Source organism: Phycisphaerae bacterium (assembly GCA_035384605.1).
Classification (GTDB): Bacteria; Planctomycetota; Phycisphaerae; order UBA1845; family PWPN01; genus JAUCQB01.
Window position 1 is genome coordinate 40,539 of record DAOOIV010000012.1, and the last position, 18,705, is coordinate 59,243.

Consider the following 18,705-nt stretch of genomic DNA (forward strand, 5'->3'; position numbering starts at 1 on the left):
CGTCGGCGTGGTCTCTGGGGAGGAACCGCGACGAGGCAGCGACTCCAAAAAGATTCCGGGCGGTGACGCATGTCCAGACATAGCCTGAGAGCGCGTGTCAGAAGCAGCGGGGCCGGCCGGGCGGTAGGGCAGCGTCGAGATCGCCACGGCGACCGAGACCTGCCGTATCTGCCGGCCCCAGGCCGAGCGGAAGGTCACCGCCGCCGTCGGCGGCTCCGGCCATGCCCTACTCTCCTCGCACACGCTCTGAGTCGAATCCTGACCGGTCTTGTGCTTGTTTGCATGATCAGCCCTGCCGGGGCGGCTTCCCCGAAGAACGTCATTTTCATGATCGGTGACGGGATGGGTTTCGAGCATGTGAAGGCCGGCGGCATGTATCTCAATGGCCAGCCCGGAACTCTTTGCTTCGAGTCGCTGCCTTATCGGGCCCAGGTTACGACCTACTCGGCCGACAACTCAGTTACGGACTCCGCCGCAGCCGGCACCGCCATGGCCACCGGCCACAAGGTCAACAATGGCGTGGTTTCCATGGCCTACCCGGGTGATGGAAGAGAGCTGCAGACGCTCCTCGAACTCTACAAGGCCCGTGGAACACGCACCGGTTTGGTTACCTCGGATGCGATGACCGGTGCAACACCCGCCGCTTTCGGGGCCCACGAGTACAACCGGGACAACAGAGCACAGATTGCCGGTGATTACCTTAACCAGACCCGGCCCAACGTCTTGCTCGGCGGAGGTGGCAACGGCATCACGACCTCGGCGGCCTCCGCGGCCGGTTACACCGTCGTAACGGATCGCGCCGGCATGCAGGCTGTTGACACCAATCTCATCAGCTTCCTCTCGGGCCAGTTTGGCACCGCTGAGTACATGCCGTACGAGTACGACGGTCTCGGCAACCTGCCGCACCTTTCCCAGATGATCGTCACGGCCTTGGATATCCTCGACAATGAGCCGAATGGCTTCTTGCTCATGGTCGAAGGGGGAAACATAGACCATGCTGCGCACGCGAACCATATCGCACGCGTCGTATACGAGGTCGTTGAGTTCCACAACACCGTCCAGATTGCTCTCAACTGGGCCGCGGGCCGGACTGATACGCTGATTCTCGTCACCGCCGACCACGAAACCGGCGGGCTGACCGTCACGCAGAACAATGGTCAGGGCAACCTCCCCACCGTTTCCTGGTCCTCGACAGGTCATACCGCCGCTCAGGTTGGGGCGTGGGCCTGGGGCGTGAATGCCCAGTACGTTACCGGCACGCTGAACAACACCGCGTTCTTTGAGATCATCGCGGGTCCCGAACCGGTTATGTTGCTCTCGCCGAAGGATATTTCGAGAAGCGTCGCCTGGGCTCACAACCCGCCGCCCCAGACCGATTCGTTTACGCTGAGCAACGCCCGCCTGGGAACCTACAACTACACGATAACCAGCGACGCGAGCTGGGTCTGGGCCGATCCTGCATCCGGAGACTGCTCGACCGAGACGGACACCATCTGGCTGGTCTACGATGTCGGTTTGCTGCTGCCCGGTGACTATGTCGCCCACCTGGAGATCCGAAGTGATGAGGCAATCAACGCACCCCAGATACTCACGGTCACCCTGACCGTCCGGCCGGCACCAGGCGATTTCAACAGGGACAACGATGTTGATCAGGAGGACTTCGGCTATCTTCAGGGATGTTTGACGCCCGTCGGCGCTTCCCTCCCGCCCGAGTGCCGGAACGCGGATCTCACCTCAGACGGTCGTGTCGACGCATCGGATATTGTCGTCTTCCGAGCCTGCCTGAGCGGACCCGACGTCCAGCCGGACCCCTATTGCGCAGACTGAATGCGCCCGCTTACCGTTCTGTCACCCGACCGGCTCCGAATCCTTTGTCGGCCGGACTGCCGGTTTGGCATCTTAAGAAACTCGCCGGACAAACGCTGCGATGGTGTTGAGAGGTTCTTTTACAACCGCGACCGCAGGTGAGCACCCCGATTGTCGTGTGCCCGCGTTGCGGTCCGGCCCATTGTGCGCTCGGAGGTTCTGAAAGAGCCGTCCAGAGAGCCACAAGCCCTCGACAAGGCCGGCCCGGAAAGCGTGCTTGACCGAACCATCGGACGCTGAGATAGTAGACTGATCGGTGAGCGGGCCGCTCGATAAGAGCGGCCCCAATCGTTGCGTCCGGTCCGACGAGGAAGCCGAAGCCGCGTTGACTTTTGAAGGCCTGATGATCGGTCTGGCGAAATGAGTATCGCGAGGCTGAGGAGAGCTAAGGCGTGCCTGCTCTGGACAACACGACCGCGCAGCGAGAGAAGCAATGGGCGGCCGGCAGTTCTGTCCTGGCTGCGATTGCGCTTACCCTACTTAAAGTTGTCGTAGGCCTGATGACCGGCAGTCTGGGCATTCTGGCCGAGGCGGCTCACTCGGCGCTCGATCTGGTCACCGCCCTGGTGACGCTGTTCGCCGTTCGGGCTTCCGACAAGCCGGCCGATCAAGAGCATCTCTACGGCCACGGGAAGATCGAGAACGTATCTGCTCTCTTCGAGACCATTCTGTTGCTGCTGACCTGCGGATGGATTGCCTACGAAGCCGTGCATCGACTGATCGCCAAGCACGTGCACGTGGATGCCTCGATCTGGGCATTCGGCGTCATGGCCGTTTCCATCTTGGTGGACGTGTCGCGGAGCAGGGTCCTGCACAGGACCGCTCGCAAATACGGAAGTCAGGCTCTTGAAGCCGACGCCCTGCATTTCAGCACGGATGTCTGGAGCTCTTCGGTGGTGATCCTCGGCCTGATTGGAGTTCGACTTGGAGACGTTTATCCCCGGCACGGCGCCTGGCTTTCAAGGGCGGACTCGGTTGCGGCCCTTGGGGTGTCGCTGATTGTCATTTGGGTCAGCCTTCGACTCGGCAAACGTACCCTGCAGGCCCTGCTCGACACGGCCCCGGCCGGTCTGTCGGAGCAGATACGCACGGCGGTGGACGGCGTTCCCGGAGCCAGCGGCTGTCACCGCGTTCGCGTGCGACCATCCGGTCCCGGTCTCTTTGTCGACATCCACGTCTATGTGGACGGCAGCACGACGTTGGCCAGTGCTCATGACCTCACCGAGGCAATCGAGAAACGAATTGGTGAAGTCGTTCCCGGTGCCGATGTGACCGTACACCCCGAGCCCAGGCCGACCGACGAAAACGACGAAAAAGAACCCTTGCCCGGGACGATTCGTCCGTTGCAGGATGGGGAGTGACAGACTCCCCGCCGGACCGTAGCATGTCGGCTGTGGAGGACGCGGCAATGCCTGAGGAAAAGCTTGGCGCGCCGGCGCCGGTAGCGCTGGCCATGATTGTCTGTGATGCTATTTATCAGGATCCTGCGACCAAGAAGTGCACGTTGCTCGGCACTTTCTCGACCATTACGGCTCGCCGCTTTCCGGTGGTACATCCCCAGTTGGCCGTGCATGTCGTCCTGACCGACGGTCGAGGCAATGTGCGGATCAAGCTCGCCCTGGTGGGGGACAACGAGACCCATCCGCCGTTGTTCGCCGGCGAAGGCGTGATTCACTTTGCCGACCCGCGGGTGGTGGCCGAGCTGAATTTCCAGTTGAGCAACGTGACGTTTCCCCAGCCCGGCGCCTATCGCTTTCAGCTCTTTGCCAACAACGAACTGCTGATGGAACGGCGGCTGTTGGTGTTGCAGGGAGGACCGCCCCCTTCCGAGCCGCCAATCTGACCATGCGTGCCTCATTGCGCCGAGCGAAATCAGGTCAACTTGCGGAGTCCGCCATCCGTTTCGGCGATCGATTCGTAGGCGGATCCGTGGATTAAACCGTCGACGGTGGTAGGCGCATCATCCGTTTTGAACAAAACTTAGAGGCATTCGATGCTGCAACGGGCTGATGCAAATGCCAGGGCGCAAAGAACTCCCCAAGACGGTAATGCGTCGCCTTGGCACTCAAGCAAGTTCGGTTTTTGTACAGACGCTGGGAACCTGCCTTTCGGTTTGATGGCTCAATAGTCTCCGCAGGCCAGACTTGGACAGCTCAAGCCCGAGTCCAATGCGACCGACTCCGCGACGTGTTGGGCGCGGAAGAAGTCGCGATCTCGGCCGATCCAGCCGAAGATCAAATCGCTCCGTGAGACGACATCCGGGTTTCCACCCATTCGCGGGCGTGGCAGATTGTTCCCGCGCGCGCCCCCACTTTCTACCACGTTCAGGGGTTTACTCCCGACGTCTCGATCACCCCAGGCCGCGCACAACCGCTCTCTGATCGCCATCTCCGGTCGCGGGCGCGTTCATGGCATTGTGTTCATGGCATTTGAACCAATGCGGCTGAGCCTGAACACGGCGCACTTTTTGCGCATGGGGTTTCTGCAGGCACGATTCATTTGCTGACCAAGATCGCCGAGCCCCATCTGTGGGGCGAACAAATCCCGAAAGAAAAAAAGAAAAAAAACGCGCGATTATTCTCCAAAAAGGACTTGCAATCGAGTGGGTCCATGTGTTATGTATTCCCATCATTGAGCATCGAAATGGATTGATGTGGGTGACGAGTACATCGCGGGTTTCATGATTTTCACCGGGACCTACGAGCTTGTGGTTGATCCGAAAAACCGTCTGTCGATCCCTGCCAGTATTCGATCCCAAATGGACCCCGAGAAGGACGGAACGCGTTTCTATCTGGTGCCTGGCAGTCGCCGAGGAACGTTGGCCTTATACGCTGATCGCTACTTTGAGCAGTATGCCGAGACCTACCACGCTTCATTGACGGCCAACGATGAGAAGGAGGATTTCGAGCAGGTCTTCTACGCAATGGCCACCCTGCTAGACATCGACAGGCAAGGTCGGGTGGTCTTGCCCCAAAGGGCTCTGGAATACACGGGCCTTGGGAGGAAAGTCACGCTGGCCGGTCAGCGGGATCACTTGGTGATCTGGAATCGGGAGCAGTTTGGACGCTTTATTGAAGAGAACTGGAGTCGCTACCCCGATCTGCTGCGACAGGCAAGACTGAAAACAGAGGTAAGCAAGCTCAACGGTGCGCGTTGAGGATTGCGAACCTTGAAAGTAGGCCGGTCGAATGAAGGCCGGGTCATTGGCGAGAGCGAGGGAACGGTCAGGGAAGGGGGTTCGACAGGCGCGGATCGGATCCTCTTCCCGACCAGCCCATAATCATTAAAGACGGGGACGTCGGGATTTCCTGAACGAGGTCTCTGTGGGAGTCGCAGCGAGTGGAACAAGCGGCTGGATGGTTAGTGGGGGCGCGATCAGTCGTCGTGTGAGATGTGGGTCGCGCTTGAGCCTGAGGGATTCAGCAGCGGAAGCGAACGGAGTCGCCGGGCTGAGCACACTCCCTGATTGTCGGATCGGTTTCCACTGGCAGTTGCGGCTAGCGTCAGGGGGCGGGCATTGTTTTTCGCGGGGCCATCCAAGACCGGACCCGAGGACGCGGACGGGTCGGCGGTGGCCCAGAGATGCGAGAAACCTGTGCTCGCGCAACCCTCGGAAGACGCGGCCAATACCGTCAGCGATCAGGGAGTACGGGTACGGGTCGCCAGGGAGGTGTGACCGTGCCCTCTTGATGCAAGATTGGGAGGAATCAACCCATATCCGGCGTCGGGGTGCGGGCTGGTCGTGAATCGCGATCAGATCGAGCATGAACCCGTGTTATGTGGGCCCCTGATGGCATGGACGGCCCCCAGACCCGGCGAGATCGTTGTGGACGCCACCGTGGGCCATGGCGGCCATGCTTGCCTGCTGGCGCGGGCGATCGGTCCGGCCGGCCGGCTGATCGCACTGGACGTTGACGCCTACAACTTGGGCAGGGCCAAGGCCAGGCTCGAACGCGCGGGTTTGGCCGGGGGCGGCCCCCATATCGATCTGATCCGCGACAACTTCGCAAACCTGGGTGATGTGCTGGATCGGCTTGGCGTCGATAGAGTGGATGTCATCGTTGTCGACCTCGGTGTCAGTACTGATCAACTGCTCGGCGGGGGGCGCGGCCTGACCTTCGCGGAGTCGGAACCGTTGGACATGCGGCTGGATGATCGGCTGACCATCACCGCAGCCGACCTGATTAACTCGTTGAGCGAGCGCGAATTGGCCGATCTAATCTATAGTCACAGCCAGGAACGTCGTAGCCGACGAATAGCAAGGCGAATCTGTCAGGCGCGTCGCGACGGACCGATTCGGACCACCGCCGAGCTTGTGAGAATCGTCTGCTCGGCGCTGGGCGTGTCGGTGCACTCGCGCCCCGGAAGGCTGCACCCGGCAACGCGAACCTTCATGGCGTTACGGATGGCGGTGAATCGGGAGACCGAGAATCTCACAACCTTGTTGAAGCTGGCGCCGACGCGGCTGTCGCCCGGCGGAAGAATCGCCGTGATCAGTTTTCACAGCGGCGAAGACCGGCTGGTCAAGAGAGACTTTCTTGCACGGCAGCGACTTGGCGTGTATGAAGTAAGAACGAAGAAGCCGATCCGTCCTTCGGACGAAGAGGTAAACTTCAACCCCCGGTCGCGCAGCGCGAAACTTCGCGTCGCCGTGCGTACCGCAGATGTGCAGAACGTGGCCTGACTGAACGTCGCCGGCGCGGGCGGCTTGAGGTCGGCGTGGGGGAATGACGCCTGGGATATCGCTGTCTGTATCGTGGCCGGCCTGCATGCGTTGGCCGTGCCGCAACGACGAAGCGTGAGCGGTTTGCGACCGTTGCCGGCGCCTCGCAATCCGTTGTTCAAGGACGGGTTCTTCACGTTTGACACGGAGGTTTCGATGACTCGCGAGACGAAAATCGGGCTGCTGATGGGTCTGGGCTTCATCGTGGTCTTTGCGGTGTTGCTGTTGCAGACCGGCAATCATCCACCGAGCGGCGATCTCCAGATGATGTTGTCGCGGCACGGCAACTCGGCCGCCAGTCGGCCTGAGACGCTTGCTCGGCTGCCCGAACCGATCATTCCGCGAAGCACGGCCACGAGCCCGGCTGTGTCTACGGGGGAGCATGTTGCGGAGTCACTGACTCGGGCAACGGAACCGTGGAATAGGGGGCTGCCGAACCCCGCGGTCTTTAACGCCAAGCCGGACTATCGTGAGCTGGGGCCCGGCAGCTCTGAGCTGACCGAGGCTCTAATGCCCCAACCGCGGGTCGGGCCGGATGCCCCGACGGTCGCGCCGGTTCGCGTCGCTCCGACGAATGACGTGACACCTTTGTCCCGACCGGACGGGCCGAAACCATCGCCCGAGCCGGACCCGCCCAAAACGCCTCCCGAGGTGCAACGATCTCAAACATCGCCTTCGCTTCCGGTTGACCGTTTGCCTGTCACGAGTGAGTTGACCGTGCCTGCCACCTACGTGGTACAAAAGGGCGACAACCTCATGAGGATTGCCAGGAAGCACTACAACAGCCAGTCCACCGAGGTTGTGGACTTTCTTTTGAAATCGAACCGCGACAGGATCCGCGACCGGCACGTCGTGCAGACAGGCCAAACCCTCCTGATTCCCGTGCTACCCGTGAACCTCAGGAACGGCTCCATGGACAGCGATGTAACGGTCGGTCGCAGTCCGGTTCGCCCTGAGGACCCGGGCTCATCATCACCCGATTCGGAGGGCAGCACGGGGCTTCGGCTGCTTCACGCCGAACGGGTTGTTCCCCCGCCGGAGAAGCTGCTTGACGCCTACCAGAGGAAGGGCAACGCGGAGGTGATGGCGAAGGCACGCACGGTGCCGGATGCCGTGGACAAGCCGAAGGACGCTCGCAACACCGGTGACCACGATTCTCTGGCATCTGCAACGGGCAACAAGGCCAAATCCGAGCAGGGCAACGAGCCCAAAGCCTCCTCGGGGGAGAAACGGTCGATTTCCTCGGAGAAGTCGGATGATCGCAGTTATCGCTGGTACACCATTCGGCCGAGAGATACCCTGGCCCTGATTGCCAGCAAGGAACTGGGCGGATCGGCAAACTGGGAAGAAATCGTCAAACTCAACAAGAACATCAATCCGGCGAAGCTGAAAGTCGGCGACAGGATTCGCCTGCCTGAGCGCAAGCCGACCTCGGATTCGTCGAAACGGTCGTCGACATGACCATTCCCCGGATGATCGGTCTTCTGATCGGCCTGACCATGATCGGTCTGGCGGTGGTGAGTGCACGGGTCGAGCGAGCCCGGCACGATCGACGTCTTCAGGAGCTGCAAATCGAGCAGGCCCGGGTCAACGAACGTATTTCTCAGCAGGAAATGGATCTGGCCAGGCTGAAATCGCCCGAGATGATCCGCCAGCGGGCGGCAGAACTTGGTTTGCTCGAAGAAGCTCAGAAGAGCGGACAGAAAAACTCCGGCATGATGCCGGGAACACCGGGCCGACGCTGACGGAACGTAGGAGGTTGCTCCGTGGGATCGGCAGCCGCACAACGAATGCGGGTCGCACAGTGGATCATCTATCTGATCTGCGGGGCATTGGCGCTGCTGGTCGGGCGTCTGGTTCATCTGCGGGCCAAGGAAGCGCCTTTCTGGCAGCGATATGCTCAGGAACGGCAGATCAGCACCATTCCCATGCCTGCCCGACGGGGTTTCGTTTTCGACCGGCGATTTCGCGTGCTGGCCGGAAGCCAGGAGCTTCCAACGGTCTTTGCCGATCCACGACCCATGGAGGACAGAGGGGAGGCGGCTCAAGCCCTCAGCGGTATCCTGAACATGCCGGCCCGTGAGATTCGGGCACTTCTGGACGAGCCCACTGCACCCGGCTACGTCGTTCTCAAGCGGTCGGTGGATGCCAGGGTGGTGGAGGAGATCAAAAAAGCCAAGATCGTCGGCATCGGCGTCCACAATGAGCCTTTTCGCACCTACCCCATGGGTTCGCTGGCTTCTCACGTCGTCGGCTTTGTCGGAAAGGACGGCAATGGGCTGGAGGGCGTCGAGAAGTATTTTGAGGCCTATCTCCACGCGACGCCCGGCAAGCGGGACGTCTACCGCGACGTGCGACGGCGGGCGGTGCTTCCCGTGCCTGATTCTTCCGTTGCCCCGCGGGACGGTGACAACGTCGTGCTCTCCATCGACGTCGCTATTCAGGAAATGGTTGAGAAGGCGGTTGCGGAGCAGGTCGCACGTTTTCAGGCCGAGTGCGGCCTGGGCGTGGTCATGGATCCAAAGACCGGCGAGGTGCTCGCTATGACCAACCAGCCGACCTATGCGCCTTCCGAAGGTTCGGAGGTCCCGCCGGAACGGCGAAGAAACCGCGTACTCACCGATCCGGTGGAGCCGGGTAGTATCTTCAAGCCCTTCGTGATGGTGACCGCTCTGGCCGAAGGCGTGACGACGCCAACCGAGTCCATCTTCTGTGAAAACGGCTTGTATGCCGTCGGGGCTCGCCGCTTGCACGACCATCATCCTTACGGCTTTCTGACCACGGCAGAGGTTCTGGCCAAGTCCAGCAACATCGGCATGGCGAAACTGGGGGAACGTCTGGGCAACCAAAGGATGTACGAGGCGCTCTATGCGCTGGGCTTCGGCCACCCGACGGGTATCGACCTGCCGGGTGAGGACCCCGGCCTGCTCATGCCCTTGCGGAAATGGGACAAGTTCACGACGACCTCGGTTCCCATGGGGCAGGAAATCGCGGTGACACCCATGCAGATCTTGACGGCATTCTGCGCCTTGGTCAACGGAGGCCGTCTGATTCAGCCGCGCGTGGTTCTGGCTGTGATCGACCGCGACGGAAAGCTGGTGCGGGACAACAGCCGTGTAATCGACAAGGGTCAGAGAATCAACCCGACGGCCGCCGAGACCATACGCAAGCTGTTGATCGGAGTCGTCACCGAGGGGACCGGGAAACCGGCCAATATCCCCAAATGGCAGTTGCTGGGTAAGACCGGGACGGCACAGATACCGAAAATCGGAGGCGGCCATTACGAACCGGATGCCTATCTCGGTTCCTTCGTCGCGGCGGCCCCGGCCAGCGACCCAAGGGTTGCGGTCCTGGTCATGATCCGCAAGCCCAAGAGGAGCATAGGCTACTACGGCGCGACGGTGGCGTTGCCGGCGGTCAAGACGATCATGGAGGGTGTTTTGCCCTATTTAAACGTCCCGCCTGACAAGGAGGAGCCCCAGAAACACGCTAATCTGGCGAGGGATTCCCAAACGAAATACAATTGATTTGTGATGTCAGGCGTTTGTCCGGACTCGTGAAGCGCGTTGTCCGGGGTACAGACCACGGCCGCCTCATACAGCGGGCAAGGGATAAGACGATTTGCGCGGTACGGTCAGAGCCCATTCCCGTCGGTGCCAAGGTTTATTTGGCCCTGGTTTCGCGATCGCCGGCGGTTGCCCCCGGTTCGCATGCCTGCCGCGCGGGTCACGTTCGGCGAGTAAGGGATCCGTCCTTTGCACGGAGGCTGTCCGTCAACTGGAATAGAACCTTACGGCCAGACATCTGTGCGGCTTGCGCGCATGTTTCTGGATCGCAGAGCGCTTGGGTTGCGGCCTGCAAAAAGGCGGTCCGCCTTAGGACATACTGGAACGAGGAACTGACGGAAGAAGATGCCCAATCATGGATTGAGATGGAGCCAACTGATCGGTGAGACCGGCCTGATCGAAAGATGGGACGGTCCATGCGACCCTGTGGTCACGTCGGTCCTGGAAGACTCCCGACAGGTGACGCCTGGAGCCTGTTTTGTCGCGGCCACCGGCCTGCGCGCCGATGGTCACGCGTTTGTGGAGGCGGCGGTCGAAAAGGGCGCCGTGGCGGTGGTCAGCGAGAGACCAGTCGCTTTACCGCCTGGGGTGGCGGGTCTGGTGGTAGGCAGCAGCCGCGGAGTGGCCGGCCGCCTGGCTGCGACGCTCTATGGTTTGGACAAGGCTCAACGGGACGGCCGGCTCCGGGTCATTGGGATCACCGGCACCAACGGTAAGAGCACTTTCTGTTTCATGATGCGGTCCATTCTTCAGGTGGCTCAATGCCCGACCGCGCTATTGGGTACCATCGAATACGATTTGCTGGCTCGCAAGGTGACGGCCTCGATGACCACCCCGCCGGCAACGGCAATCATGAGTTACCTGGCGGAGGCTTTTGAGGCCGGTGCGACCCATGCGGTCATGGAAGCGTCAAGCCACGCGTTGGACCAGGATCGGTGTGCGGGGATTCGGTTTTCCGTCGGGGCGTTCAGCAACCTGACCGGTGACCACTTGGATTACCACAGGGATATGGAGTCATACCTGCGGGCCAAGAAGAAACTGTTTGACGGTTTGGATTCCAGCGCGGCTGCGGTGGTCAACATGGATGATCCTCACGGCGACGCCGTCGCAGCGGATTGCCGCGGGCGCGTGATCCGTTACGGTGTGCAGTTGAACGCCAGTCGCCCTGACGGCCGGGTGCCGGATGTTTGTGCCATCATCAAAGAGATCAGTGCCTCGGGGACAAGGTTTGTTCTCGTACTCCGCGGGACGGTCACCGCCTCGGGACGCGAGGAATCCTGCGAATTGTGCTCACCGCTGATCGGCAATCACAATGTTCAGAACAGCCTCGCGGCGGCGGGTTCGGCGATCGCGCTGGGGGTGCCGCTGGTGACCGTGGTCGCCGGGCTGGAGGCGGCCAAGTGCATCCCGGGTCGGTTGCAGCGCGTGGAAACGCCCGCCGGAAGGGCTCGCGGAGACCGGGGTTTCACCGTGTTGGTCGACTACGCCCATACCGATGATGCCCTGAAGAACGTGCTATCAGCCCTCAAGCCTCTGGTGCAGCGCAGTGGTGGCAGGCTGATCGTGATGTTTGGATGCGGGGGCGACCGCGACCGCACGAAGCGCCCGAGAATGGCACGAGTGGCTGCCGAGTGGGCAGACCGCATCGTGGTGACCAGCGACAATCCGCGGACCGAGGAACCGATGAGCATCATTGAGGAAATCATGACGGGTTTCGATCCGTCCGACGTTTCCCGAGTTTGCGTGGAAGCCGATCGACGGAAGGCTATCGAAGCGGCGATTGGCTTCGCGGACAGGGGGGATATTGTTCTGCTGGCCGGCAAGGGACACGAGACTTACCAGGAAATCGGCCGGGAGCGTTTTCCTTTCGATGACTCGGCCGTTGCGGCAGAAGTCCTGTCGGGGTTGAGGTGAACAGCCGATGAACACCGGGAGGGTGGAAACGATCAATCGGGGGCTGGGGGCGAGAGCGATCCGAACCCAGAGAAGGGCATCAGGGCATGAGACCTTTGACGTTTGCCGAGGGGATTGAAGCACTGGAAGGAACCTGCGATCGGCCGGTATCAGCCGGTAGCTTCTCGCGCGTCTGCATCGACTCGCGGGAGGTCCAACCCGGCGATCTTTTCATCGCGATTCCCGGAGAACGCTTCGACGGGCATGATTTCGTGGAGCAGGCGATAGCCGGCGGGGCGACGGCGGCGGTCGTTCGGAACGATTTCAAGCTCCCCTCTTCACGAGTGGGCCCCAGCCGGGTGACCGACCCGAAGCCGGAAGCTCTCCTGATCCGCGTGGACGATACGGTAAAGGCCCTTGGGCGCCTGGGCCGTTATTATCGCCGCTCGGTGGTCGGCGGATCGCTGAACGTGATCGCAGTCACCGGCAGCAACGGCAAGACCACGACCAAGACGATGATCGCCCATGTGCTTTCCGGACGCTGGCAGGGCCGGGCCTCCGTCAAGAGCTTTAACAATTCCATCGGAGTCCCGCTGACGCTGCTGTCGGTTGAGCCGTCCGATGCCTTCGTCGTCTGTGAGGTCGGGACGAATGCACCGGGCGAGATCGCCGCGTTGGCCAAGCTGGTCGAGCCCGAAATCGCCGTCGTCACAGGTGTTTCGGAGGCCCACCTCGAAGGCTTGGGAAGTCTCGGTCAAATCGCAGAGGAGAAGCTTTCGTTGCTGCACTACCTGCGGCCGGAAGGCTTGGCCGTCGTCAATGCCGACTGCGAGGTGCTTCGCAAGACCTTGGAGCGGGATCGGCGACTGGCGGGGCTCAAGTGCGTGACGTTCGGCGAGTGGAAGGGCGCCGACATCCGCATGACCAGCCTTCAGGTTAGTATGGCCAAGAAAGCTGACCGGAGGGTGAGTCAGACGCTTCCGCCGGTCCATCTGGAGTTCACGGTGAATGACCGGTTCAAGTACGAGCTTCAGGTTCCCGGTCGGCACAATGTTCTGAACGCTCTTGCCGCCATCGGCGTGGCTCGACGTCTGGGCGTCGATCACGAGGAGATCGCCGCCCGCTTGGCGACGTTTTCGTTGCCTCCCATGAGGCTCGAGTATCAGCGCGTCGGAGACTTGACCCTGATCAACGACGCCTATAACGCGAACCCCGCCTCACTGGCAGCGGCCGTGGATGTTCTGGTCAGCCTGCCCACCGAGGGGCGAAAAGTCCTGATTGTCGGTGACATGCGGGAGTTGGGTCAGGCATCGGATGAACTGCACCGTCAGGCGGCCGAGAAAATCGCCGGCAGCGGCGTGAACATGGTCATTTCCATTGGAGAGAAATCCCGGCTGGTCAGTCGAACCATCGAGGCGGTCTCCGGCGGAGCAGTGGAGACGCACGCTTACTCGTCAGCAGTTTCGGCCAAGCGGCGGCTCGTGTCGTATCTTAACAAAAATGACACCATCCTGATGAAGGGCTCGAGGCTGCTGGCGCTGGAGAAGCTTGTTCCGGTGATCAGGGAATGGGCGGTTTTGCCTGAGGGGAAGACGCCCGTCGGGGCAGGGAGCAGGAAGAAGCTGCGCTCGTCGGCTGCATTGTGAGAACAAGAGACGGTCTGCCCCGGTCGTCGGCTCCCGAAGGGGCCGGTCCGGCCGGGCCTGCATGAAACGGGTCTGGACGTGCTTTACCATTTGTTCGACGCACTATATGGTCACCCCGCCGGGCCTTACGCCTACAAGGACCCGCTCTTTCGGGGAACATGTGCGTTATTGTTGGGCTTCTTTCTGGTCTGGTTCTTGGGGCCATGGTTCATCCGGCAACTCAGACGCTACAGCATTGGCGACCAGGCGGAGTTCGACCACGCCCAGCTTAACCTTGACAACGCCGATAAGCGGAACACGCCGACCATGGGCGGCCTGCTGATCATGGCGGTGATCCTGTGTAACGTGCTGTTGCTGGCCGATCTGAACAACTACTACATCACCATGGGGTTGTTCTGCATGGTCTGGTTGACGGCTTTGGGGTCTGTGGATGACTGGCTCAAGCTGACCATCAAGCGTCGCACGGGGACCCGCGACGGGCTGAAGATGCACGAGAAGCTCCTGTTTCAGATCGCCTTGGCTGTGCTGCTGGGCTTTTACATTTACCGGCATGGCGAATACAACGCCACCACGATCAGCGGCGATCAGATCCAGACATTTCGCATTCTGAACGTCCCTTTCTATAAGACCGGCTGGGAGCTGAACCAGGTCGCGTTCTTCATCATCACCATCCTGGTGGTCACGGGCACGTCCAATGCGGTGAACCTGACCGATGGCATGGATGGCCTGGCTTCCGGATGCATGGTGCTTTGTAGTTTCGTGTTCATGATTCTGGCCTACATTGGCGGCGATCGCGAACTGGCCAACAGCCTCCTTTTCCCCCACATCCCGCACACGGCGGAGTTGGCGGTGCTGTGCGGTGCGATGATGGGCGCATGCATGGGTTTTCTCTGGCACAACTGTTATCCCGCCAAGGTCTTCATGGGAGACACCGGATCATTGCCGCTGGGCGGGATGATCGGTTATGTGGCAATCTGCACCCGGCAGGAGCTGATGCTGTTCATCGTCGGAGGCGTGTTCGTGATCGAGGCCGTGTCGGTCATTATGCAGGTGGGTTATTTCAAGATGAGCGGCGGGAAACGCATCTTCCGGGTCGCCCCGATTCATCACCACTTCCACCTCGGCGGTTGGACCGAGACGCAGACGGTCACGCGTTTCTGGCTCCTGGCGATCGTCTTTGCCGGAATCGCCCTGGCAACAGTGAAAATACGGTAGGGGGCGAACTCTGGAGTCGCGCCCGGCGACCGAGGGTATCGGCCGAGGGACCGGGGGCAGCCTGACGTCTCCCTTTGACCCGGCGCGTCTCGCGCATACCATGAATCATCATGTTGCCCTGTGAGATGCTTCGGATCCGGCATTCGGACCACTATGAGGCGTTCGCGAGATTGTGGCTGCCTCGATCGCCGCGCGGGGCAGTCTTGTACCTGCATGGTATCCAGTCGCACGGACTTTGGTTTGAGGCTTCCGCGGCGCACCTGGCCGAGGCGGGGTTTGCCGTGCTGCTGCCCGATCGTCGAGGCAGCGGCCGCAACGAGGTCGAACGCGGGCACGCCTCGTCGGCCCGGTTGTTGCTCCGCGATGTCGCTGACGGGCTGGACGAACTGCACGTGCGGACCGGGTTGCCGCGATTTCACCTGTTGGGCGTGAGTTGGGGTGGCAAACTGGCCGCCGCCTTTTGGAATCATGCTCCGGCTCGGGTCGCAACCCTGACGCTGGTCGCCCCCGGATTGTTTCCCCGAGTGGACGTGCCCCTGACGCAAAAGATTCGGATCGGCTTGGCGTCTGTCGTCGCGAGGAGAAAACTGGTCGACATTCCCCTGGATGAGCCGGAGCTCTTTACCGCCAATCCCGCCCGTCAGGCATTCATCAGGTCTGACAAGCTGAAGCTGTCCCGGGCGACCGTGGCGTTCATGCTTGCATCGCGTCGTCTGGACGCCCGGGTGGCGCGGCTGGCCAGGCACTCGCCGGGGTGCCCGCTGAAGGTATTCCTGGCCGGCAGGGACCGCATCATCGACAACGAGAAGACGAAAGCATTCGTCCGGTCTCTCCCGTGGCCAACCAGGGGCGTCGTCGAGTATCCCGAGGCTCACCACACCATCGAGTTCGAGCCTGATCCTCGCCCGTTTCTTGACGATCTGGTTGCCTGGATGTCCTCGCAAGCCGATGTGAAGAGTGGAGAAGTTCTCGCGGCGGGCCCCTGATGGCGCCGTCGGAGGAAGAGTTCTGTGATCACGTATTCACTGCAAAGCGGTTCGAACGGCAACGCCATCTATGTCGAGGCGGGAGACGTTCGCTTGTTGTTTGACGCGGGCGTATCGGGCAAGACGGCCGAGGGCCGAATGCGCGTCCGCGGGCATGAGATACGCGATGCGACCGCCTTGATCATTTCGCACGACCATGCCGATCACATGCGTTGCGCGGGCATCTACCAGCGAAAGTTCGGCCTGCCGATCTACATGAGTGCGCGGACGCATCGGGCCTATCGCGAGAATCTGGGCCACCTGAAGGATGTACGGTACTTTGAAGTCGGACAGCCGCTTCGTTTCAACGGCGTCGTTGTCTATACCGTCCCCACCCCCCACGATGCCGCCGACGGTGCAGTGTTTGTGGTTGAGCATGCCGGGCGCCGGCTTGGCATTCTCACGGATCTCGGGCACTCTTTCGCGGCCCTTCGCAGGCTGCTGCCGACGCTGGATGCCGCGTACCTCGAAAGCAACTACGATCCGCATCTGCTGGCAACGGGGCCGTACCCGCTCTCCCTGCAGGCTCGAATCCGAGGCAGCGGAGGACACCTCTCCAACCAGGAGGCTGCGGCACTTGTCCGCGAGTCGGCCAAGCGTCTGCGATGGGTGGTTCTTTCCCACCTGAGCGAGCAGAACAACCGGCCGGAGCTGGCCCTGGAGGCTCATCGTCGCGAGGTCGGGCCGCGGTTTCCGCTCTATGTTGCTTCCCGCTACGACCTCGGGCCGTTGATGAGTCTATGAAGGTGAAGCTACACTTCATCTGGCCGCTTGGAAATCGCAAATGACTGGCCGTTTGGGATGAGGCAAACGGAAGGCTCTTGAGCCGACGCATGATTCCGTGGCATAATGATATGTGAGGGCGGGGACGATCCCTTGGACATGGGGCACATCGAGCGAGGACGTCAAAATGCCGCGAAGAAAGCGAACACGAGGTGGCATGCGGCGGGCCAAGGCACCCGTTGCCGCATTCACACTGATTGAAGTACTGGTGGTGGTGGCGATCATCGCGCTGCTGATCGCCATCCTGATGCCCTCGATCCGGGCAGCTCAGGACGCCGCCCGCGCCAGTGTTTGCGGCAACAATCTGAAACAGTGCTTAACGGCCCTCCAGATTAACCTTGCGGAGATAACCGCGCGCAGGGAGACCGAACGCATCAGCACGAACTACGGGTGGGCTGCGATTGTCTACCGGTATTCCAATCGTCAAGCCGGCATTGTCACCTGTCCCAGCGATCCCGAGCCGTGGCCCATCCCCGCGTTGTACGTGAGAATACTGGGGGAGCGGAGCGAGCTGCTGTCCGGTGATGCTCTGTACAATCGCCCGAAGTTCATCGCTGAGACCCGCTATGAACTTGACATACAGGATGTGGTCGCGGGGCGCGGTTTTGGAAACGATGCATGGAACACCAATGACATAGACCTTCTGCTGGAGTATGAAGCTCCCAAGAAGGGCGACAACGCTCCGGTCAAGGTGAAGAACAAGGAGTCGGCTCTTGGCTTTGACGTTCTGGATTACAGAAAAAGGACAGTCTGGGCCAATGTCTCTGGTCCCATTTCGACACCGGTGGGAATGCCCTTGTTGTGGATGAGCTACGGGGCCAACGCTGCCGCGGGTTTGAAAGGAGTGAGAGGGAACCCGATACTGTTGGTCGAACTGCCTAAGCCGGGCGTGTTTCCGGAAAAGTACGGTAGTTTCCCTGCGGACGACATGAAGAAGAGCCTTCGTTTTCGTCACGGCGAGAAGGCTCCGCCGTCAGCCGGCCTAGGTGGCTGGAACTACAAAACGGACGTCGTGAACGGCAAAGCCGGCGGCGAAGGGTATGTGCCCCGCATTCGGATGAACGTCGGGTTCTATGACGGGCATGTTGAGCGAATGCACCATTTGCAGATGATCAAGAGCCCGCCGGGCAATCTTTGGTTGGGCAACCGCGCTCCGGGGTACGTGCCTGAGTTCTGGTGATTTCCTTTATGTCCTCCCGTCATAGCGGTCACCAAACGGTCGAGCAGACAAGGGAGCAGGCTGGACTGGCGCAGAGATAGGGCCTCTAAGTTTTTTTGCGACAATGGGATAGCGACCGAACGTCGTTAGCCAGGGGGACAAGACCTCATGGCGGGTTCCGGCAAAGGCCTGTTGGAAGGACCCTGCTTTTCATCTCTTGACACGTTTCGGAAAGGCGGTTATATAAGTGTTGGCTGGTGGAAAGGCCACGCGGTCCGACACTGGCCGAGTCCAAAGGAATTAGAGGGACAGCGAGAGAGAGACCTCACGCTGTCCTTTTTTCGTTTCCGGATTTCAGCCTGAGAAGCTGGTGGAAAGGAGATGAATCGAGAGAGCTTGGGTTCGGACAATTGAATAATGGCCTATAAATGTTTCCCGCGATTCGCCCTTTTCAGCCCCACACAAGGAATGGGAAAAGCATCTTGGTTGGGAAAAGCGCGGAGCTGGGGAAAGCGCCGGAGGGCAAGAGCGCGGAAGGGAAAAGCAAGAGGGGAGTCCCAAGGAGCAAGACGGGAATCCCTCCTCTCGGATTCGGAGCTGGGGAAAGCCTCCTCTCCCGAAAGAGCTAGGACACGCCCCTCTCCCGTGGAGGAATCGGGAGAAGCGTTTTCTCCCTGGGGGCTAGGGAGCCGCCTTCGGACGCGGAGGTGGATACGCCTCTCAACGCGGATGAATGCGGGGAACAGCAATGCCGGCTCTGTTCAATCACAGGGCAGAGCCGGCACTTTTTGCGCTCATCCTGGTTTTGGGCTGTTCACCTGTTCTGAAG

14 protein-coding genes are annotated in these 18,705 nt (G+C 60.9%); all 14 read left to right on the forward strand.

Annotation, left to right across the window (positions count from 1 at the left end; translation table 11 throughout):
- Nucleotides 1–282 precede the first annotated feature (282 nt).
- The 14 genes from PLL20_05100 (at nt 283) to PLL20_05165 (ending at nt 17,897) form a co-directional block, all read left to right on the forward strand.
- On the forward strand, nt 283–1,827 hold the full coding sequence (locus PLL20_05100; GenBank protein HPD29349.1) for an alkaline phosphatase: 1,545 nt from the start codon (nt 283–285) through the stop codon (nt 1,825–1,827).
- Nucleotides 1,828–2,258: 431 nt separating this feature from the next.
- Complete coding sequence (locus PLL20_05105) at nt 2,259–3,227, forward strand: cation diffusion facilitator family transporter (protein ID HPD29350.1); 969 nt, start codon at nt 2,259–2,261, stop codon at nt 3,225–3,227.
- A 47-nt stretch (nt 3,228–3,274) separates the two neighbouring features.
- A complete protein-coding gene (locus PLL20_05110) occupies nt 3,275–3,709 on the forward strand; it encodes a hypothetical protein (GenBank protein ID HPD29351.1) in 435 nt (144 codons plus the stop codon).
- Nucleotides 3,710–4,519: 810 nt separating this feature from the next.
- A complete protein-coding gene (locus tag PLL20_05115; protein HPD29352.1) occupies nt 4,520–5,023 on the forward strand; it encodes a hypothetical protein in 504 nt (167 codons plus the stop codon).
- Between the two features lie 585 nt (nt 5,024–5,608).
- Nucleotides 5,609–6,550, forward strand: coding sequence for a 16S rRNA (cytosine(1402)-N(4))-methyltransferase RsmH (gene rsmH, locus PLL20_05120; protein HPD29353.1), 942 nt, complete (start codon nt 5,609–5,611; stop codon nt 6,548–6,550).
- A gap of 24 nt (nt 6,551–6,574) precedes the next feature.
- Nucleotides 6,575–8,050 (forward strand): LysM domain-containing protein, encoded by a 1,476-nt coding sequence (locus tag PLL20_05125; protein ID HPD29354.1) that lies wholly within the window; start codon nt 6,575–6,577, stop codon nt 8,048–8,050.
- On the forward strand, nt 8,047–8,334 hold the full coding sequence (locus tag PLL20_05130) for a hypothetical protein (GenBank protein HPD29355.1): 288 nt from the start codon (nt 8,047–8,049) through the stop codon (nt 8,332–8,334). Before PLL20_05125 ends, PLL20_05130 begins: the two co-directional genes overlap by 4 nt.
- Before the next feature lie 21 nt (nt 8,335–8,355).
- A complete protein-coding gene (locus PLL20_05135; protein ID HPD29356.1) occupies nt 8,356–10,116 on the forward strand; it encodes a penicillin-binding protein 2 in 1,761 nt (586 codons plus the stop codon).
- Between the two features lie 384 nt (nt 10,117–10,500).
- Entirely contained in the window at nt 10,501–12,069 is a 1,569-nt protein-coding gene (locus PLL20_05140; GenBank protein HPD29357.1) for a UDP-N-acetylmuramoyl-L-alanyl-D-glutamate--2,6-diaminopimelate ligase, read from the forward strand.
- Nucleotides 12,070–12,155: 86 nt separating this feature from the next.
- Nucleotides 12,156–13,694 (forward strand): UDP-N-acetylmuramoyl-tripeptide--D-alanyl-D-alanine ligase, encoded by a 1,539-nt coding sequence (gene murF / locus PLL20_05145; GenBank protein HPD29358.1) that lies wholly within the window; start codon nt 12,156–12,158, stop codon nt 13,692–13,694.
- A gap of 78 nt (nt 13,695–13,772) precedes the next feature.
- The gene (mraY, locus tag PLL20_05150; GenBank protein HPD29359.1) at nt 13,773–14,909 is read left to right on the forward strand and encodes a phospho-N-acetylmuramoyl-pentapeptide-transferase; all 1,137 of its coding nucleotides are present in this window, start codon (nt 13,773–13,775) and stop codon (nt 14,907–14,909) included.
- A gap of 110 nt (nt 14,910–15,019) precedes the next feature.
- Nucleotides 15,020–15,895: an alpha/beta fold hydrolase gene (locus tag PLL20_05155; GenBank protein ID HPD29360.1), complete on the forward strand. Its 876-nt coding sequence runs from the start codon at nt 15,020–15,022 to the stop codon at nt 15,893–15,895.
- A 24-nt stretch (nt 15,896–15,919) separates the two neighbouring features.
- Nucleotides 15,920–16,678, forward strand: coding sequence for an MBL fold metallo-hydrolase (locus tag PLL20_05160; GenBank protein ID HPD29361.1), 759 nt, complete (start codon nt 15,920–15,922; stop codon nt 16,676–16,678).
- A 196-nt stretch (nt 16,679–16,874) separates the two neighbouring features.
- Complete coding sequence (locus PLL20_05165) at nt 16,875–17,897, forward strand: prepilin-type N-terminal cleavage/methylation domain-containing protein (GenBank protein HPD29362.1); 1,023 nt, start codon at nt 16,875–16,877, stop codon at nt 17,895–17,897.
- Nucleotides 17,898–18,705 lie beyond the last annotated feature (808 nt).

What these genes read in the sequence shown, in the direction of transcription:
- PLL20_05100 (HPD29349.1), top strand. Translation starts at nt 283, where the DNA reads ATGATCAGCCCTGCCGGGGCGGCTTCCCCGAAGAACGTCATTTTCATG.
- PLL20_05110 (HPD29351.1), top strand. Translation starts at nt 3,275, where the DNA reads ATGCCTGAGGAAAAGCTTGGCGCGCCGGCGCCGGTAGCGCTGGCCATG.
- PLL20_05130 (HPD29355.1), top strand. Translation starts at nt 8,047, where the DNA reads ATGACCATTCCCCGGATGATCGGTCTTCTGATCGGCCTGACCATGATC.
- PLL20_05140 (HPD29357.1), top strand. Translation starts at nt 10,501, where the DNA reads ATGCCCAATCATGGATTGAGATGGAGCCAACTGATCGGTGAGACCGGC.
- murF (HPD29358.1), top strand. Translation starts at nt 12,156, where the DNA reads ATGAGACCTTTGACGTTTGCCGAGGGGATTGAAGCACTGGAAGGAACC.
- PLL20_05155 (HPD29360.1), top strand. Translation starts at nt 15,020, where the DNA reads ATGTTGCCCTGTGAGATGCTTCGGATCCGGCATTCGGACCACTATGAG.
- PLL20_05165 (HPD29362.1), top strand. Translation starts at nt 16,875, where the DNA reads ATGCGGCGGGCCAAGGCACCCGTTGCCGCATTCACACTGATTGAAGTA.